Annotated in this window: 13 protein-coding genes; 5 read left to right on the top strand and 8 right to left on the bottom strand. The window is 59.9% G+C overall.

The annotated features are described in order from the left end of the window. On the top strand, window positions 1-1039 hold a 1039-nt coding region (locus tag C9E91_RS01570), incomplete at its 5' end, for a D-TA family PLP-dependent enzyme (protein WP_107106638.1). Between the two features lie 82 nt (window positions 1040-1121). Here C9E91_RS01570 and C9E91_RS01565 read toward each other — a convergent pair. The 6 genes from C9E91_RS01565 to C9E91_RS01540 form a co-directional block, all read right to left on the bottom strand. Beyond that, window positions 1122-2279, bottom strand: a complete 1158-nt coding sequence (locus tag C9E91_RS01565) for an ABC transporter ATP-binding protein (RefSeq protein ID WP_107106636.1) — start codon at window positions 2277-2279, stop codon at window positions 1122-1124. A gap of 93 nt (window positions 2280-2372) precedes the next feature. After that, window positions 2373-3602 (bottom strand): ABC transporter substrate-binding protein, encoded by a 1230-nt coding sequence (locus tag C9E91_RS01560; RefSeq protein ID WP_107106635.1) that lies wholly within the window; start codon window positions 3600-3602, stop codon window positions 2373-2375. 35 nt (window positions 3603-3637) lie between these two features. Next, on the bottom strand, window positions 3638-4495 hold the full coding sequence (locus tag C9E91_RS01555) for a carbohydrate ABC transporter permease (protein WP_107106634.1): 858 nt from the start codon (window positions 4493-4495) through the stop codon (window positions 3638-3640). Beyond that, a complete protein-coding gene (locus tag C9E91_RS01550) occupies window positions 4492-5376 on the bottom strand; it encodes a carbohydrate ABC transporter permease (protein ID WP_107106633.1) in 885 nt (294 codons plus the stop codon). The genes C9E91_RS01555 and C9E91_RS01550 overlap by 4 nt, the downstream gene beginning before the upstream one ends. A gap of 13 nt (window positions 5377-5389) precedes the next feature. Continuing rightward, window positions 5390-6547: a Gfo/Idh/MocA family protein gene (locus tag C9E91_RS01545; RefSeq protein ID WP_107106632.1), complete on the bottom strand. Its 1158-nt coding sequence runs from the start codon at window positions 6545-6547 to the stop codon at window positions 5390-5392. Window positions 6548-6741: 194 nt separating this feature from the next. Then, window positions 6742-7074: a hypothetical protein gene (locus C9E91_RS01540; protein WP_107106631.1), complete on the bottom strand. Its 333-nt coding sequence runs from the start codon at window positions 7072-7074 to the stop codon at window positions 6742-6744. 293 nt (window positions 7075-7367) lie between these two features. On the opposite strand from C9E91_RS01540, the gene C9E91_RS01535 reads away from it, so the two are divergent. Next, window positions 7368-8210, top strand: a complete 843-nt coding sequence (locus tag C9E91_RS01535) for a glycosyltransferase family 25 protein (RefSeq protein ID WP_107106630.1) — start codon at window positions 7368-7370, stop codon at window positions 8208-8210. An 81-nt stretch (window positions 8211-8291) separates the two neighbouring features. Here the strand turns inward: C9E91_RS01535 and C9E91_RS01530 are convergent, their stop codons facing one another. Next, window positions 8292-10274 (bottom strand): polysaccharide biosynthesis protein, encoded by a 1983-nt coding sequence (locus tag C9E91_RS01530; protein ID WP_107106629.1) that lies wholly within the window; start codon window positions 10272-10274, stop codon window positions 8292-8294. A gap of 215 nt (window positions 10275-10489) precedes the next feature. Further along, a complete protein-coding gene (locus tag C9E91_RS01525; RefSeq protein ID WP_107106628.1) occupies window positions 10490-12184 on the bottom strand; it encodes a GumC family protein in 1695 nt (564 codons plus the stop codon). A gap of 211 nt (window positions 12185-12395) precedes the next feature. On the opposite strand from C9E91_RS01525, the gene C9E91_RS01520 reads away from it, so the two are divergent. From C9E91_RS01520 to C9E91_RS01510, 3 genes are all read left to right on the top strand, one after another. Beyond that, entirely contained in the window at window positions 12396-13475 is a 1080-nt protein-coding gene (locus C9E91_RS01520) for a glycoside hydrolase family 5 protein (protein ID WP_107106627.1), read from the top strand. 94 nt (window positions 13476-13569) lie between these two features. Beyond that, entirely contained in the window at window positions 13570-14814 is a 1245-nt protein-coding gene (locus C9E91_RS01515) for a hypothetical protein (protein ID WP_107106637.1), read from the top strand. A gap of 38 nt (window positions 14815-14852) precedes the next feature. Continuing rightward, on the top strand, window positions 14853-15878 hold the full coding sequence (locus tag C9E91_RS01510) for an acyltransferase family protein (RefSeq protein WP_107106626.1): 1026 nt from the start codon (window positions 14853-14855) through the stop codon (window positions 15876-15878). The last annotated feature ends 278 nt before the right edge of the window (window positions 15879-16156 follow it).

Raw genomic sequence — 16156 nt, 5'->3', positions numbered from 1 at the left:
GCCACGGCCGATTATCGACGAAGACCGCATGGCGGCGAATATCGCCCGGGTGCAATCCTATATGGACGCGCACGGGCTGAACTTCCGGCCGCATATCAAGACCCATAAGATTCCAGCGTTGGCCGGCGCCCAGGTAGCAGCCGGCGCCAAGGGGATCAATTGCCAGAAGATCACCGAAGCCGAAGTGTTCGCCGATGCCGGCTTCGAGGATATCCTCATCACCTTCAACATCATCGGGCCTGAAAAGCTTGCCCGCCTCTCGACGCTAAACGATCGTGTCGCCGGGCTGAAAGTGGTCGCCGACAACACGGTTACGGTCGATGGCCTGTCCGCGCATTTCGCGACGCAGACGCCACTGACGGTACTTGTGGAATGCGATACCGGCGGCGGACGTTGCGGGGTGCAGTCACCTGAAGAGGCGGCGGCTCTTGCCAGACAGATCGCCGGCAAGCCCGGCCTGATCTTTGGCGGGTTGATGACCTATCCGAGGCCGAACAGCGCTGCGGCCATACAGGCCTTTCTGGCCGCGACCATCTCGCTCCTGAAGCGCGACGGCATCGAATGCCCCATCGTCAGCAGCGGCGGCACGCCGAGCCTCTATGAGGCACATCTGGTGACGGCGGCCACGGAGCACCGTGCCGGCACCTACATCTACAACGACCGTGCGATGGTGCGCGCGGGTCATTGCAGTGAGGAGGATTGCGCCATGCATATCCTCGCCACCGTGGTCTCGCGCCCGACGCCGGACCGCGCGGTCATCGACGCCGGTTCCAAGGCGCTGACCTCCGATCTCCTCGGCTTTTCGGACTACGGCACGGTAGTCGGCTACCCCGAAGCCATCATCACGAATCTCTCGGAAGAGCATGGGGTGGTCGATCTTTCGAAATGCAGCGGGCCTCGCCCGGCGATTGGCGAGAAAATCCGTATCATCCCCAACCACACCTGCGTCGTCTCCAACCTGTACGACCGCATGGTGTTTCACCGAGACGGCATCGTGACCCGCGTCGAGGATGTCGCTGCACGCGGGCTGGTCTGGTAGGTGGCAACAACCCTTCTCCCCTCGGGGAGAAGGTGCCCGAAGGGCGGATGAGGGGCAGCGCCTTAGCGCCCTCAAATCCGCACTACGCGAGGCCTTCTTCCTGTCGGTGCGAAGGCGAACTCAACAGCTCCATATCGATATTCGTCAACTCCACCTTGCGCTCGAAGGCCAGGCCATTCTCATCGAAAAGATGGCAGTCAGCCAGGCGGATGCCGGTGACCAGCGGCACATCCGTGCGGATGGCGATGCTCCCGGGCAGCGTGGCGCAGAAATTCTCGCCGCTATAACGTTCCAGCGCCGCATAGGCGACCGTCTGCGCGCCCAGCCGTTCGATCACGGTCGGCATGACTGTCAGGGATATGTCGCCGCCGCCGAGCTGTACATGCTCCGGGCGGATGCCGAGCGTCAGCTCCTTACCGACAACGCCGTCGCGTGGGGTCACCGGCAGTAGCGCCGTCTGTCCCTTGTATTCCACCTCGACGCCCGCCTCGGTGACGCCCTTGCAGGTTACCGGCAGGAAATTCATTTTAGGATTGCCGATGAAGCTCGCGACGAATTTATTTTCCGGCTTATGATAAAGCTCCAGCGGTTCGCCGATCTGGGCGATCTCGCCCACGTTGAGGACGACAATCCGGTCAGCCATGGTCATGGCCTCGACCTGATCATGGGTCACATAGATCATCGTCGCCTGCAATTGTTGGTGCAGCTTGGCAAGCTCGATGCGCATGTCGGCGCGCAGGGCCGCGTCGAGGTTCGACAATGGCTCGTCGAACAAGAATATCTTCGGCTCGCGGACGATCGCCCGGCCAATGGCGACGCGCTGGCGCTGGCCGCCCGACAGCATGCCCGGCTTTTGCTGCAGGCGCTGATCGAGATGCAATATGCGGGCGGCGTGCTCCACCCTGGCCTTGAGCTTATCTTCCGCCATTTTCTCGACGCGCAGCGGAAAGGCGATGTTCTCGAACACCGTCATATGCGGATAGAGGGCGTAGGACTGGAACACCATAGCGATGCCGCGCTTGACCGGAGGCAGGTCGTTGACGCGCACGCCGTCGATGATGATGTCGCCGCTGGTGACGCCGTCGAGGCCAGCGATCATCCGAAGCAGGGTCGACTTGCCGCAACCGGAGGGGCCGACGAAAACGACGAACTCGCCGTCCGTCACATCAAGCTCGACGCCCTTGATGACTTCGAAGTGGCCGTAGAATTTCTTGACCTGGTTAAGATGCAGCTTGCCCAAACTCTGTCTCCGCGCGACGCCATTATAGGGGAGGCATGGCTCTCAAAAAAAGCGGCCGCGCGCACGATGCGCGCGGCCCAGTTGCTGCGAGCTTTATTTATACTGCTCAAGATCGCCAGCCGCCTTCTTCAAGGCATCCGCCGGCTGGGCCTTGCCGGTCACCACCGACTGGACCATCTCGATCATGACGTTCTGGAAGCCCTTATAGTCCTTGAACAGCGGCTCGGGACCGCCATAGCTGATGCCGTCGATGAACGGCTTCCAGAAGGGATCCTTCTTCTCGAACTCGTCGACCTGGGCCGACGGGCGCAGAGGCGTGAGGCCGGCGCCGCCCTGCAGTTCATATTCGCCCTGCGGACCGGGAGAGGTGATGAACTTCGCGAATTCGATCGCCTTATCCTCAACGCCTGTACCCTTGAAAACCGCAAGACTGTCGGTGATGAGCAGCGTGCCCTGGCCCTTGGCTGCAGGACCGAGCGGCAGCGGTGCGACGCCCCAGTTGATTTTGGTGTCCTTCAGGCGATAGGCAGCGCCCGAGCCCGCCTGGATCATGCCGACCTTGCCATCCAGGAAGATGGCGCGCACTTCGTTCTGTTCGTAAGCGGTCGGTCCTTCGACGGAATAAGGCGTGATGTCCTTATAGGCCTGAAGGGCGGCCAGCACTTCCGGGCTGTCGAGAACGATCTTGTCGCCGTCGATCACCTTGCCGTTGTTCGTGTAAACCCAGTGCAGGAACTGGTGCATCGTGTTGTCGAAGGTCTTGGCCGGCAAGCCATAGCCGGGGATACCGGTCTTCTCCTTGATCGCCTTGGCGTCAGCGATTTCCTCGGCCCAGTTGGTCGGCGGCTTTTCCGGATCGAGACCCGCCTGCTTGAAGAGGTCCTTGTTCCAATAAAGCGCCTTGGTCGAGAAGGCGATCGGCACGCCCCACTGCTGTCCGCCGGAGGTGACGGTATCGACAATATTCGGATAGTAGCTCTTCTTCTCATCATCCGTCATCGGGATGGGAACGATCAGATCGTTCTCGGCGAATTGCTTGAGCGTGCGCGAACCGACATAAGCCATGGCGACCGGCGTGCCGGCTGCAGCGAGCGTCGTCGCCTTATCCTGGCACTGTTCCCAGCCGACGACCTCGGGCTTGACTGCCCAGCCCGGATTCTTGTCTTCCCAGGCCTTGATATATTTCACATGGATCGGATCGATGCTGTCGCCGCAATAGATCCAGCTAATTTCCTTGTCGGCGGCTTGCGCATTGACGGCGCCAAGCGCGGTGGAGCCGAGCAAAGCAAAGGCAAGCAGCCCTGTTTTGAAATGGAATGTCACGTTTAAGCTCCCGTTCTCTGGTGATTTTGAATGATTTATTGCTTCACCGCGCCGGCGGTCAGACCGCTGACGAGATAACGTTGCAAGAAGAAAATCACGACCAGCGCCGGCGCGATGCCGACGAAGCTTGCAGCCATGAGTTCGTTCCAGACAACCTCTTGCCGGCCGAAATAAGCGAACAACCCAACCGGCAGCGGCATGTATTCGGACTTCGAATTGAAGGTGAGCGCATAGATGAATTGCTGCGCATAGGCTTCGATGAAGGAGGAAATCGCAACCACCACAATGCCTGGCATCGCGATCGGCAGGATGACGCGGCGCAGCGTATAGAGCTGGCTGGCGCCGTCGACATAGGCAGCCTCGTCAAGCTCGCGGGGGATGCGCCTCATATAGGTGTGCAGCAACCAGATTCCGGTCGGGATGATGAAGGCCACGCCCGGCACGATCATGGCGAAATAGGTGTTGAGCACGCCGAAGGAACGCATGAGCCGGAACAGCGGGATCAGGAGGACAGCGCCGGAGAACATCTTCACGGCAAGAAAGGCGCCGAGCAGCAGTCCGGAGCCCTTGAACTCGAAACGGGCAAACGCATAGGCGGCAGGCACCACCAGTATCAGGACGATAATGGTGATCGAGCCGGAAATCAGGAACGAATTGTAGATATACCAACCAAAGCCCGGCACGCTGGTCCACATCGTCCGATAGGCTTCGAACGACCCGTTTTCGGGAATGAAGCGGTAGGGCGAGGAAAAAAGCTGACTGAGGGGCTTCAGCGAGACAAGGAACCCCTCGATGAAGGGCGCCAGAACAAAGGCGAGAAACACAAGGATCCCGGCATAGATGCCGACCAGCTCATACCACCGATAGCGGTTGATCATCGACGGATGGCTCATCGCTTTTCCCCCGTGGCAAAGCGGCTGGTGAGGCGGAAATAGGCAAGGCAGAAGAGCGACAGGAAGATGCAGATCAACACTGCACGGGCAGCACCCTCGCCATATTTGTAGGACCCGATCGCCGTCTTGTAGGTATCGATGATCATCGTCGTCGTTTCCCCGTTCGGACCGCCGCGGGTCAGGATCCAGATGATGTCGAAGGAGTTGAACGTCGAAATCAGCGACAGCATCGACATGGTGACCAGGGATGGCACTAGGAGCGGCAGCGTGATGCGGCGAAAGCGGTAAGCCCGTCCGGCGCCGTCCGTCCAGGCGGCCTCATAGAGATCCTGCGGAATCGACTGCATGGCCGCCAGCATATAAAGTGTCACCATCGGCACGCCGATCCAGACGTCCGTTACAATCGTCGCCCAGAAGGCCGTGCTGCCATAGGCCAAGAAGGCAACCGGGCCATCGACGAGACCAAAGCGCTGCAGCAGGCCGGAAATCATGCCGAACTGGCCGTTATACATCCAGCCCCACATGAAGATGCCGATCGCCATTGGCACGATCCAGGGCGGCATGGTCAGCACCCGAAAAAGCGAGCGGCCGGGGACGGCCGAATTCAGCATCATCGCCCCGAAGGTCCCGATGATCATCTTGATCGTCACGGAGAAAAACGTCCAGATGAAGGTGCGGACAATCACCGCGGCGAAGGTGTCGTTGAAGATCTTCGTATAATTTTCGAAGCCGACCCAGTTCGTCACCTTCTTCAGCGAGGCGTCGGTGAAGGACAGGATCACAGTGTCGACCAGCGGATAGGCGACGACAACGACGACATAGAGAACAGCCGGAAGAAGCAGGAGCCAGGCGAAGATGACTGTGCTGCGTTGAACACCCATCTTGCGCCTCCCTCTAAGCGGCTCGCGAATGCAGCGCTTCGTCGAACTTGTCCCATATGGGCCTGAGATCGACGACGGTCCTTTTCATGCGAGCCTCGTCCATCGACAAGGCGAGAATTCCAGCCTCCAGGGCATTGAGCGTCGAGACAGGCAGGGCCGCGCCCATCTTCACATGCGCTATGATATCGGCAGCCATCTGCTCGTCGGCGCCGTAGTGCTGCGACAGCTCGGTCGCGGCATATTTGTTTTCGATGACCTTCTTACCGGTCAGCATCTCGTGCACATCGAGATAGCCGCGAATGAAATCACCCTCGGCCATGCCGCGCGAGCCCATGACGGCGAAGCGACGAAACTGGTCCGGCACGTTGAGATTGGTGTGAAAATTCATGCCGACACCGTTGGCATATTCGATGATCGCCACCTGGTAGTCGATGATGTCACCGTCGCTGTCGAAAACGCGGTCGGAACCCATCCATCCGCTCGGCTTGCGATGGAAGATTTCGAGATCGTTGATCCCCTCGCGGGCGGGATCGTTGGCGGGGATGAAACTCTTGCGGCCGCCGAAGCTTGCGACCCGTTCCGGCCGGGAACCGACGACGCCGTTATAGAGATCGAGGTCGTGGCAGCATTTTTCCAGCATGAAACTGCCGGAATAGCGTTCATAGCGCCGCCAATCGCGCATGAAGAAAGCGCCGTGGTAAGGCTGGATATGCTCGGCCGCCTCGATGGAGACGATCTGACCGAGCGTTCCGGCGGCCTGAACCGCACGCAGGTCGCGATAAAGCGGCGAATAGCGCAGCACGAGACCGACCATCAGCCGTTCGTGACCGTATTTCGCCATCAGATGCGCCAGCTCGATGCTCTGCTCGATGGTGGAGACGATCGGTTTTTCGCAGAAGATCTTCAGGCCGGCCTCAAGCCCGAGACGAATATGATCGAGATGCATGTGGTTCGGCGAGCCGATCATCAGCAGATCAAGCTTTTCACCCGCGATCAGTTCTTCAGGGGAAGCATATGCCTTGCCGGCCGGAATGCCCTTTTCGGTGAGGCCCTGCAGGCCAGCCGGCTCGGGATCCACATAGCCCGCGATCTCGAAGCTCTCATCGATCGCTTTGAAAACATAGCCCAGATATCCCAGACGGAATCCGAGTCCAATGATCCCCACTCGCATACTGGTATCGTTCCCGCTGCGTAATTTATTTTCGTCAGCTTGAGCGAAATTTTCGCATCCGTCAACGAGCTTCGGTAAAATACTCGATATGATGAAATTCATTTTCACGCCGGCGCGCAGAAATACGCGCTGCTTCGAAGCGGAGTTGCGTCGGACCGATCTCTTTCCCGGTTATTTTTAAGGGATGGCCGAGTCTATCTGTTCGGGCCGTTATATTGCCAATACTGATAGTTCGGCTTGCTGGTGCCCTCGGAGAGGACGCCGTTTTGTTCGCAGATGTAACCGAGGCGTGGCAGGTTGTGGTAGAAGATGCCCTCGTGAAAACCGCGTAGACGCACCGTGGTCGTACGGCACTCGAATTTTTCGTCGGCCGCCATCTTCGGTTCGGTCACTCCCGGGAGGTCCTTATAGGGGTAGACCGGGCGGACATAGGGCTTGGGGAGCAGCGGATTGTCGGCAAAGCTCGGCACGGGCGCGAGGCTGGCGAGAAGCAATGCGGCAATGACGATTTTCGGTCTGGTCCACATGGGTTTCTAGGATCCTTCCGCCACGCGAGCGCAACAACAATACCCCTCTGTTGTAGATATAATGATGCCCACACGGCGCGCCAACAGATGGCGCCTGAAAATGAACCGACGACACGGGCAACTTTGCAACCGCACATTCGTTCACAGCAAATTACGTTGACGGAAACGCTTTTACTTGAGCCTACACCATAAGCGTGCAATCTAGGTTTGCGAAAAGTGAGAAGCCTGCTATATAGTGAAGCAGGGGCCGCTCAAGTCCATCGTCGTCGGGATTTCTATTTGTGGGAGTAAGGGTGATTCTCGAGCGGAGCAATCGAATCATCGCAAGTGCGGAAGTAGCCAGCCTCGACAGTCTGGCACCACAAGCTCGCATATACGTCATCAATCTCGATCGTTCGCCCGAACGCTGGGAAAGACTGCGTGAACAGGCCGCCCAATACGGGCTGAGCGTCACGCGAATTGCGGCTATCGACGGCAGCACGATCCCGGAACGCGACCGCATCGATTTCCACCCGCGGCAATTCATCTATCACAACGGGCGTAAATTGCTGGCTGGCGAGTATGGCTGTTATCGCAGCCATCTGCTTGCCCTGCAGCAATTTGTCGCAAGCGGCGACAAGATGGCCATCATCATGGAGGATGATGTCGAACTCAACCAGCGATTGATTCCGCGTGCACTCGCCGCCATGGACAGCGTTTGCGGCGCCCGCCTGGTGAAGCTCGTCAACCATCGTCTGGTCGGCTTCAAGCCGATATCCGAAACCGCCGAATGCGATATTGTCGGCCGCTGTCTGCATGGGCCACAGGGATCGGCCGCATGCTACATCGTCAACCGGCAGGCCGCGAAGAAGCTGCTGATCACGCTGAAGCCGATGTTTCTTCCTTACGACGTCGCGCTCGAGCGCGGCTGGTCGACAGGCGTCGAAACCTTCACCACTCTTGAAAACCTGGCGGATTTCAGTCCATTCCGTGCCGATACGACGATCGGCAAGCGCGTACACTATCGCGCCGTGAAGCGGCATTTTCTACTGCGCGCAACAGCGCATTGGTTCCGCGCCTGCGATCAGCTCCGTCGCTGGATCTATACCGTGAAGGCCAAGCCTCAATCGATGATCGGGAACACCGAACAACGCTGACGCGGTTCCGTTTTTCAGGAAACTGTAGAACCGCTGCGTCTTTCGCCGTGCCCGCTGTGCTGTCTCAGAATCGCTCGAAGGCTACAGCCCCGCGACGCTGCCGAAATTCGGTTGACCGATGGTTAGATCCACCTCGCGCTCGCGGAAAACGAGATCCACGACCTCGCCGCTGGGCGAATAGCCGGATACCAGTTTCTGCAGCAGGTTCCTTGCCTGCGGGATGTCGTTTTCATCCAGCGCCGCCTCAAGGGCCGCGAGCCTCTTCGATAGCTCCGACCAGGGTAGGAAATCCTCCTTGGCCCGCATGATGCGCGGATGGGTCGTCGCCTGCGGATTGTCGCCGATCAGCAGCTCTTCATAGAGTTTTTCGCCCGGCCTCAGGCCGGTGATTTCCAGCTCGATGTCGCCCTCCGGCTCATCCTCATCCCTGACGGTCAGGCCGGACAGTTCCACCATGCGGCGGGCAAGATCGGCGATGCGCACCGGTTCGCCCATATCGAGCAGGAAAACGTCGCCGCCGCCGGACATGGCGCCGGCCTGGATGACGAGCTGCGACGCCTCGGGGATCGTCATGAAATAGCGGGTAATGTCGGGATGCGTCAGCGTAATCGGACCGCCATCGCGGATCTGCTGGCGAAAGAGCGGCACGACCGAACCCGATGAACCCAGCACGTTGCCGAAACGAACCATGGCGAAATTCGTGCCGTCAGTACCAGGCTTGCGGTCCGCGTCCATGGCCTGCAGCACCATCTCTGCCAATCGCTTGCTGGCGCCCATGATGTTGGTCGGACGCACGGCCTTGTCGGTGCTGATCAAGACGAAATCCTCGACGCCGCAATCGCGCGCCACTTCGGCAGTCGTCAGCGTTCCCAGCACATTGTTGCGAATGCCTTCGACGGGATTGTACTCGACGAGAGGCACATGCTTGTAGGCGGCGGCGTGATAGACGGTTTTCGGCCGCCAAGCCTCCATGATCTGTCTCAACCGCCGGCCATCGCGGATGGACGCCAGGAAAGGGATGATGCGAATATCGCCGTCGTCAGCCGTCGCCGCCGCTTTCTCCAGCTCGCCATGAATGGCATAGAGCCCGAATTCATTCTGCTCCACCAGCAGCAGGCAGGAGGGGCCGTTCTTCAGGATCTGGCGGCAGAGTTCGCTGCCGATCGAGCCGCCGGCGCCGGTGACCATGACCACCTTGCCGCGGATATTCTTCTCGATCAGCGCTCGGTCGGGCGCGATCACGTTGCGGCCGAGCAGGTCTTCGATATCGAGTTCGCGCAGGTCGGAGACCGCGACGCGCCCTTGGGCGAGAGCCGTCAGATCGGGCATGGTACGAACGGTGACGCGCGCCTTACGCATGCTTTCCAGAATTTCGTTGCGGCGCTGGCGCGGCGCGTTCGGCAGCGCAAGCAGCACGTCGCTAATCTCGCTCGAAACGCTCAAGGCAGGCAGGTCGGTGGGATCATAGATGGGCAGGCCGCCCATGATGCTGCCCTGCAGATGCTTGTCGTCGTCGAGATAGCCGACGACATTCAGCTCGGCGCTGTTGGCGAGCGCGCCGGCGAGCTGCCGGCCGGATGAGCCGGCCCCGTAGATCAGTACCTTGGCAAGCTGATTGCGGTTCAACAGCCGCTGATAGGCGTTGCCGAGCCAATAGCGCGTCCACATGCGCGACAGGCCGATGGCGATCAACAGCAGCAGCGGCTGCAGGATGCCGACCGTGCGAGGCACGCCGGGCACACTGATCGCCGTAAAAATGGTCATGAAGGCGAGCGCATAGATCGACACCGCCTTGACGACGGTCATGAAGGCCGACATGCCCGCATAGCGGAAGATGGCGCGATAGAGGCCAAGGACGATGAAGATCGGGATGGCCACGAGGAGCGAAACGATCGCCGGCAGCCACTCTACACCCTCCAGAATCACCCAGTCATCCAAGCGGAGACAATAGGCGAACCAGACGGTCAGCACGCAGAGGCTGGCATCGACAATCAGCGCCAGCGCGCGTTTGGTCGAGCGCGGCAGCGCCAGGAACGGCAGAACAAGCTTATCCGCGGGCACCATGGGTCAGTTTCCCCAGGCGCCGGTCAACGGAACAGCAGACCGCTTCTCTCGCATAAATTGTCCCACCATGTATCGCACGGCACAGCCTGATTGTCTTTATGCCTTCATTAGCAAAATGCAATCACTCTCTGCGTCATTTCACTTTTAGAACAGCGGACGCGCAATTGCATCCCCGATCTTGAAAGAGCCATTTGCAGCGGCGGCAGCCCCCGAGATCACTTCCCGAGATAGCCGCGGACAACCGGATGCCGGAAGAAGCCGGCGAGGATGGCAAAGGCCGCGGCGAGGCTCATGCCAAACACGGCGCCGGCGATCAATCCGGCCACCATCATCACCTTTCGGCTCGGCCCATCCGCCGTCAGTGGCGGCTCGGCCTCGGAGATGACGCGGATATTGTTCTGCGACAGGTCCTGCGCATCGCTCGTCTGGCCGGAACGCTTCAGCAGTGCCTCGTAAACCTCGCGCGCAGCAGCGGCCTTGCGCTGCAACTCGTTGAGCCCGACCAGCTTGCCCGATGTATTGACCTGCGATGCCTTCTGCACCGCCAGTTCCTTGGCGATACCCTGCTCGGCCTTCTGCGCCTGCTCGTAATCGGCACGGGCCGAGGTCGTCTGCCGCTGCAACTCGCTGCGAATCTCCGCCGCCAGGCTGTCCAGCGAGGATTTGGCGGCGAGCAGGCGCGGATGGCGGGCGCCGAGCTGGCTTTGCAGGCTGCCGACATTGGCGGCGAGCGTCGCATATTGCTGGCGCAGGCTACTGAGCGATGACGACGTTGCCGTCGCATTCGCCGAAGAGCCGTTGGAAACGACATCCTCGAAGCTCAGTTTATTGGCCGCTTCGGCGCGCGCCTTGGCCTCGATCGTCTTTTGCTGCGCGGTCACCAGCATGTCGTTCAGCGCGGTCAGGCGCTTGTCGGAAATCAGATTGCCTTCGACGGCGACCATATCGTTGTCGGCGCGGTAGACCTCGACCGCCTTTTCGGCGGCAAGCACCTGCTGGCGCAAATCTTCGAGCCGACCATCCAGCGCGGTGCTGCTGGTGCGGTAGCTATTCGCCGCCGCCTTGTTCTCTTCCTCCATGAAGGAGGCGACAAGCTGGTTGGCGATTTTGGCTGACTTCTGCGGATCGCGCGTCGTGACCTTCAGGGATACGACATAGGTGCTGGCCTCGCGGGCGATCTGCACCGCCTTCGTCAGCGCCGCCGTCGCCACATATTTTGCAGCATCGCCGGTGGCGCCGCCGTCGAATTGCGGGTCCTGATCGAGCTTCAACGCATCGACGACCCGGCCCAGCACCTTGCCGGAGGAAAGGATCTGGGTCTGGCTGTCGATCATCGTCAGGATCAGTTCCGGCGCCGTGGGCGCGGCCTGGGATGAATCAGCGCCTCCCACCTGGCGAGGATCGAAATAGAGGCTGGTTTCGGCCGTGAATTTCTGCGGCAGCAGCGGAATGATACCAGCGCCGAGCACGGCCCCGGCCCCGGCGAACGCAAGAACCAAGAGCTTTTTCGCCCAGATCGACCGGACAGCCGAGCGCAGGTCGAGAAGCGGCGTATCGGCTGCGGGCATCGGTGCAGGCGAAACCGCTTGCGGCGCGACAACGACAGCGGGCTCGGCGATCGAAGGGGCCGCGACAACGACCGGCTCCGCGATCGGCTGCGGCGCGGCTTCCGATTTGCGCTCGAATTCGCGAAGTATTTTATCCTGTGCAGAGATTGCCGGGGCGGAGATTGCCGGCACCACCGGATCGGCCGGTTTTTCGACGGCGACAGATTGAACCTCATGGACGAAGTCCCTCGGCCGCAGCACAGGGCTGCGCGAGCGCAAGCCTTCGCGCCGTCCTTCGGACGGCTCGGTGCTGCGCCAACCCGGAGGCTGGCTCGATCGCTTGCTTCGTTCCAATGAGCTCATGTCAGACTTTCATGGGCTCTGCCCGCATGTCCTGCCAAGCAGATGCCTTGAGTTTAGAAATGTTTGGCTAACGGAACATTAAGGACGTTCCCAGGAAGTCCCATGGCGAGACGCCGAACAGAGCCTGCCAAGCCTACCTCTTCATCAATATTCAACCGGAAGGTTCATATGAAACGGGCACACCGGCCACGAGGAAGAACAGGAGCTTGCAATGACCGGACTGGCAAAGAGGCTGCTGTGCCAATCGCTCGCCGCAGCGGTTCTGCTCGCCTCCGCCGCAGAGGCTGATGTCAGCTTTGCCGCATCACAGCTCTGCTACCGGGGTATCAATCTTTCCGGGGCCGAATACGGCGACCGCAGCGGCGTGCTCGGAACCAACTATACTTATCCGTCTGAAGATACGGTGCGCTACTTCGCCAACAAGGGCATGAATGTCGTCCGCCTGCCCTTCCGCTGGGAGCGGCTGCAGCCGGTGCTCGGCCAGCCCCTCGACGATACGGAGCTGCAGCGGCTCAAGGATGCCGTCGATCTCATCCAGGAGCACGGCATGGCCGTCGTCCTGGACCCGCATAATTTCGGCTATTACGACAAGGACCAACTCACGCAGGCGCCTGCGACCGATCTCGCCTTCGGTGATTTCTGGGCGCGCCTCGCCGTCGAGTTCGCCAATCAAAAGGGCGTGTTCTTTGGCCTGATGAACGAGCCGCACGATATCAAGGCTCCCGATTGGCTGGAGGCGGCCAATACCGCCATCAGCGGCATCCGCGCGGTCGGCGCCCGCAATCTCATCCTCGTGCCAGGCACGAACTGGACCGGTGCTCATAGCTGGGCGGCCGATGTGCTCGGCGGCGGCGCGAACGGCACGGTCATGCTCGGTGTCAGAGACCCTCTCGATTTCTACGCGTTCGAGTTTCATCAATATCTCGACGCCGACAGTTCCGGCACGCATCCCGTCTGCGACGGCAGCGACCGGGCCAAGCAGGGACTGACCGACGTCACCGCCTGGCTGCGCCAGAATGGCAAGCGCGGTTTCCTCGGCGAAATCGGCGTGGCGGCAAACCAGCCCTGCCTCGACGGGCTGAAGCAGGTCTTCGACGGCATGGCCGATAACAGCGACGTCTGGCTCGGCTGGACCTATTGGGCCGCCGGCGACTGGTGGCCATCACAGGAGCCGTTGAACGTGCAGCCGCGTAGTGGCAAGGACCGGCCGCAGATGAAGGTGGTCGCCGCTGCCGCCGGCAAGAAGACGCCGGTTGCGCCGGCCTGCGCCAGCGTCAAGCCAGCCGGCTGATCGGCGGAGACGAACGGGCGTATAGCACTTTGTGCCGAATCACGGCGCTGCTATGGTTGCGCCGGCCGATGGACGCGGCAGCCCTGGACATTTCATGAAAAGCCTCACGGACAAGCAGCGCATCGATTACCCGATCCTGGCGATCACGCTGTTTTCGGTCCTCTACAATTGCATCCTCGCCTATATCAACCACAACATCACACCGCTTGCCGTCTCGCATGTCGTGCTCTGTGAAGGCATGATGATGCTCTCCAGTGTCGCTTACCTGCTGAAAAAGGGTATTTACGAGGAAGATCTACCGATCTTCCTCTTTCTGATATTCACGCTGATCATCACGATCTACATCACCGTGATGAACCGCGTGCCCTTCATCGATCAGTTCCGCAACGTGCTGATCATCGTCGCCTTCGCCGGCATCGGCAGTTGGGCGAGCGAACGTACCGTAAAGCTTGCTTTCCGCATCGGCTGCTTCTTCGTGCTGCTGTTTTTGGTCTGCGAGATCGTCAGCACGCCCTTCTATGTCAGCCTGTTCCATCCCGGCCAATATTTCGAGAATACCCGCGGCATCAAGCAGGCAAGCTTCAACAACACCGGCCTGTTCGCCAATGCGCTCGGTTTTCAGGGCCGCTTCTCCTTCGGTCTCATCGACCATCGTTCCTCGTCGATCTTCCTGGAGCAGGTGTCGCTCGCCAATTTCTGCGGCGTCATCGTCATTTATCTGCTCTCGTTCTGGCCGAAGCTCGGCAGGATCGAGAAGGCACTATTCGTTTCGACTGTGATGCTGATCCTGCTCACCAACGATACGCGCACGATGCTGATCTTCTCCTTCATCAGTATCATCGGCTATTTCGCCTTCCCGAAGATCCCGAAGGCCTTCGATCTCATCCTGATGCCGCTGATCATCCTGATCGGCTTCTTTGTGCATTTCATGAAGCCGGAGGAAGTGGGCGACAATTTCACCGGCCGTATCGGCGTCACGGTCAAGAAGATGTTGGATCTCGATTTCCAGGCAATTATCGGCCTGGATATCACCCGCATCGGCGAATTCGCCGACAGTGGTTATGTCTACCTTATCTATGGTTCGACGATTTTTGGCCTGATCATGTTCTGGCTGTTCGTCTGCCTTTTCCCCGCCGGCGAAACGGCGGCGCAAAGACGGTGCGCTCATTCACTCTCTCTTTTCATTTTTCTGAATATGATGATCGGCGGCACGGCGATCTTTTCCATCAAGATCGCCGGCCTGCTCTGGCTGCTGATCGGTTACATGCGCGTTTCTGAAAAGCCGCGCACTGCCCGGATACAGCCGGCAAATGTGGATGGCAGCAGAGTGCCGGGCTGACCTTGCCTTGTGTCGGCCGAGGCCGCATGAGGATCGAGATGCTTGTACAGTTGCAGTATCTGCGCGCCATTGCTGCGCTGATGGTCGTCTATTTCCATTCGGTGCTGCAGGTGCCGAAGGTCAATTCCGGCTTCGACTGGCAGTTCCATCTCTTCGGTGAAACCGGCGTCGATATCTTCTTCGTGCTCAGCGGCTTCGTCATGTGGCTGACCACGGCGGGGCGCGAAGTGCGCCCGCTCGATTTCTATCGCCGCCGCATCCAGCGCATCGTGCCGCTTTACTGGCTGGCGACGCTGTTTTCGGCCGCCGTCGCTCTCGTCGCACCATCGATCCTGAAATCGACGGTGTTTGACATTCCGCATCTTGCGGCTTCGCTTCTGTTCCTGCCCTGGCGTAATGCCGCCGACCCCGGCCTCATCGCTCCTGTGGTCGTGCCTGGCTGGACGCTGAATTATGAGATGTTCTTCTATTTCGTCTTCGGCCTGTTGCTGCTGGTGCGCGAAAAATGGCGGCTCTATGCCCTCTTCGGCACGATGACGGCGATCATCCTCGCCTGCCGCTTGTTTCCGGTGGAAACGACGGCCACCACGGTCTATGGCGACCCGATCATCTACGAATTCCTGGCGGGCGTCGTTCTCGCCAAACTCTATCTCGAAAAAATACTGCTGCCGCAGGCCGTCGCCTGGCCCGCCCTCGTGGTCGGATTCGCCTTCCTGCTGATCAACGAGACGCTCTGCGATGCCAGCATGCGCGCCTTTATGTGGGGCATTCCGGCCGTCGTCATTCTCTACTCCGCCGTCTCGATCGATTTCTCCAAGCTGCCCGTCATCGGCTGGCTGAGCTATCTCGGCGACGCCTCCTACAGCATCTACATCACTCATGCTTTCACGCTGGCATTTCTGCGTGTCATCTGCGGCGTGCTGAAGATCGATATCATGGCGCATGGCCCGGTCTTCGTCAGTTTCTGTATGGTAGGCTCGGCGATCGGCGGCGCGATCGTCCATGAGCTGACGACACCCAGCCGTTGGGGGAAGTGGAAAAGGAAGCAGACGGCCATCGCCTGAGCCGTTTCCCGTCGATCTGTCGCGGCTTTCCTTCACAACGACGGGGATACGCGTCTGGAAGGCGCAATAGGAACGGAATTTTCCGCCACCTATCATAAGCTCTGTCGCGAGGAATGGGCGGGACGCTTTCCCGCGCTTTTCGATTGCTATAAGCGAGCGGCGAGTGATGAGCCGCCTTACGAGGGAAGAGACATGAAGAGCTATGTTCTACGGGTATCCTGCACATCGACGCGGGGGATCGTTGCGGCGATAGCGAATTATCTGGCCGATCAAGGCTG

The sequence above is a fragment of the Rhizobium sp. SEMIA4064 genome (assembly GCF_003025035.1).
Taxonomy (GTDB): Bacteria; Pseudomonadota; Alphaproteobacteria; order Rhizobiales; family Rhizobiaceae; genus Rhizobium; species Rhizobium paranaense.
The sequence above is the reverse complement of the archived record's forward strand: the minus strand, read 5'-3'. Positions and strand labels throughout refer to the sequence as shown.

What these genes read in the sequence shown, in the direction of transcription:
- C9E91_RS01555 (WP_107106634.1), bottom strand. Translation starts at nt 4,495, where the DNA reads ATGAGCCATCCGTCGATGATCAACCGCTATCGGTGGTATGAGCTGGTC.
- C9E91_RS01550 (WP_107106633.1), bottom strand. Translation starts at nt 5,376, where the DNA reads ATGGGTGTTCAACGCAGCACAGTCATCTTCGCCTGGCTCCTGCTTCTT.
- C9E91_RS01545 (WP_107106632.1), bottom strand. Translation starts at nt 6,547, where the DNA reads ATGCGAGTGGGGATCATTGGACTCGGATTCCGTCTGGGATATCTGGGC.
- C9E91_RS01540 (WP_107106631.1), bottom strand. Translation starts at nt 7,074, where the DNA reads ATGTGGACCAGACCGAAAATCGTCATTGCCGCATTGCTTCTCGCCAGC.
- C9E91_RS01530 (WP_107106629.1), bottom strand. Translation starts at nt 10,274, where the DNA reads ATGGTGCCCGCGGATAAGCTTGTTCTGCCGTTCCTGGCGCTGCCGCGC.
- C9E91_RS01525 (WP_107106628.1), bottom strand. Translation starts at nt 12,184, where the DNA reads ATGAGCTCATTGGAACGAAGCAAGCGATCGAGCCAGCCTCCGGGTTGG.
- C9E91_RS01520 (WP_107106627.1), top strand. Translation starts at nt 12,396, where the DNA reads ATGACCGGACTGGCAAAGAGGCTGCTGTGCCAATCGCTCGCCGCAGCG.
- C9E91_RS01515 (WP_107106637.1), top strand. Translation starts at nt 13,570, where the DNA reads ATGAAAAGCCTCACGGACAAGCAGCGCATCGATTACCCGATCCTGGCG.
- C9E91_RS01510 (WP_107106626.1), top strand. Translation starts at nt 14,853, where the DNA reads ATGCTTGTACAGTTGCAGTATCTGCGCGCCATTGCTGCGCTGATGGTC.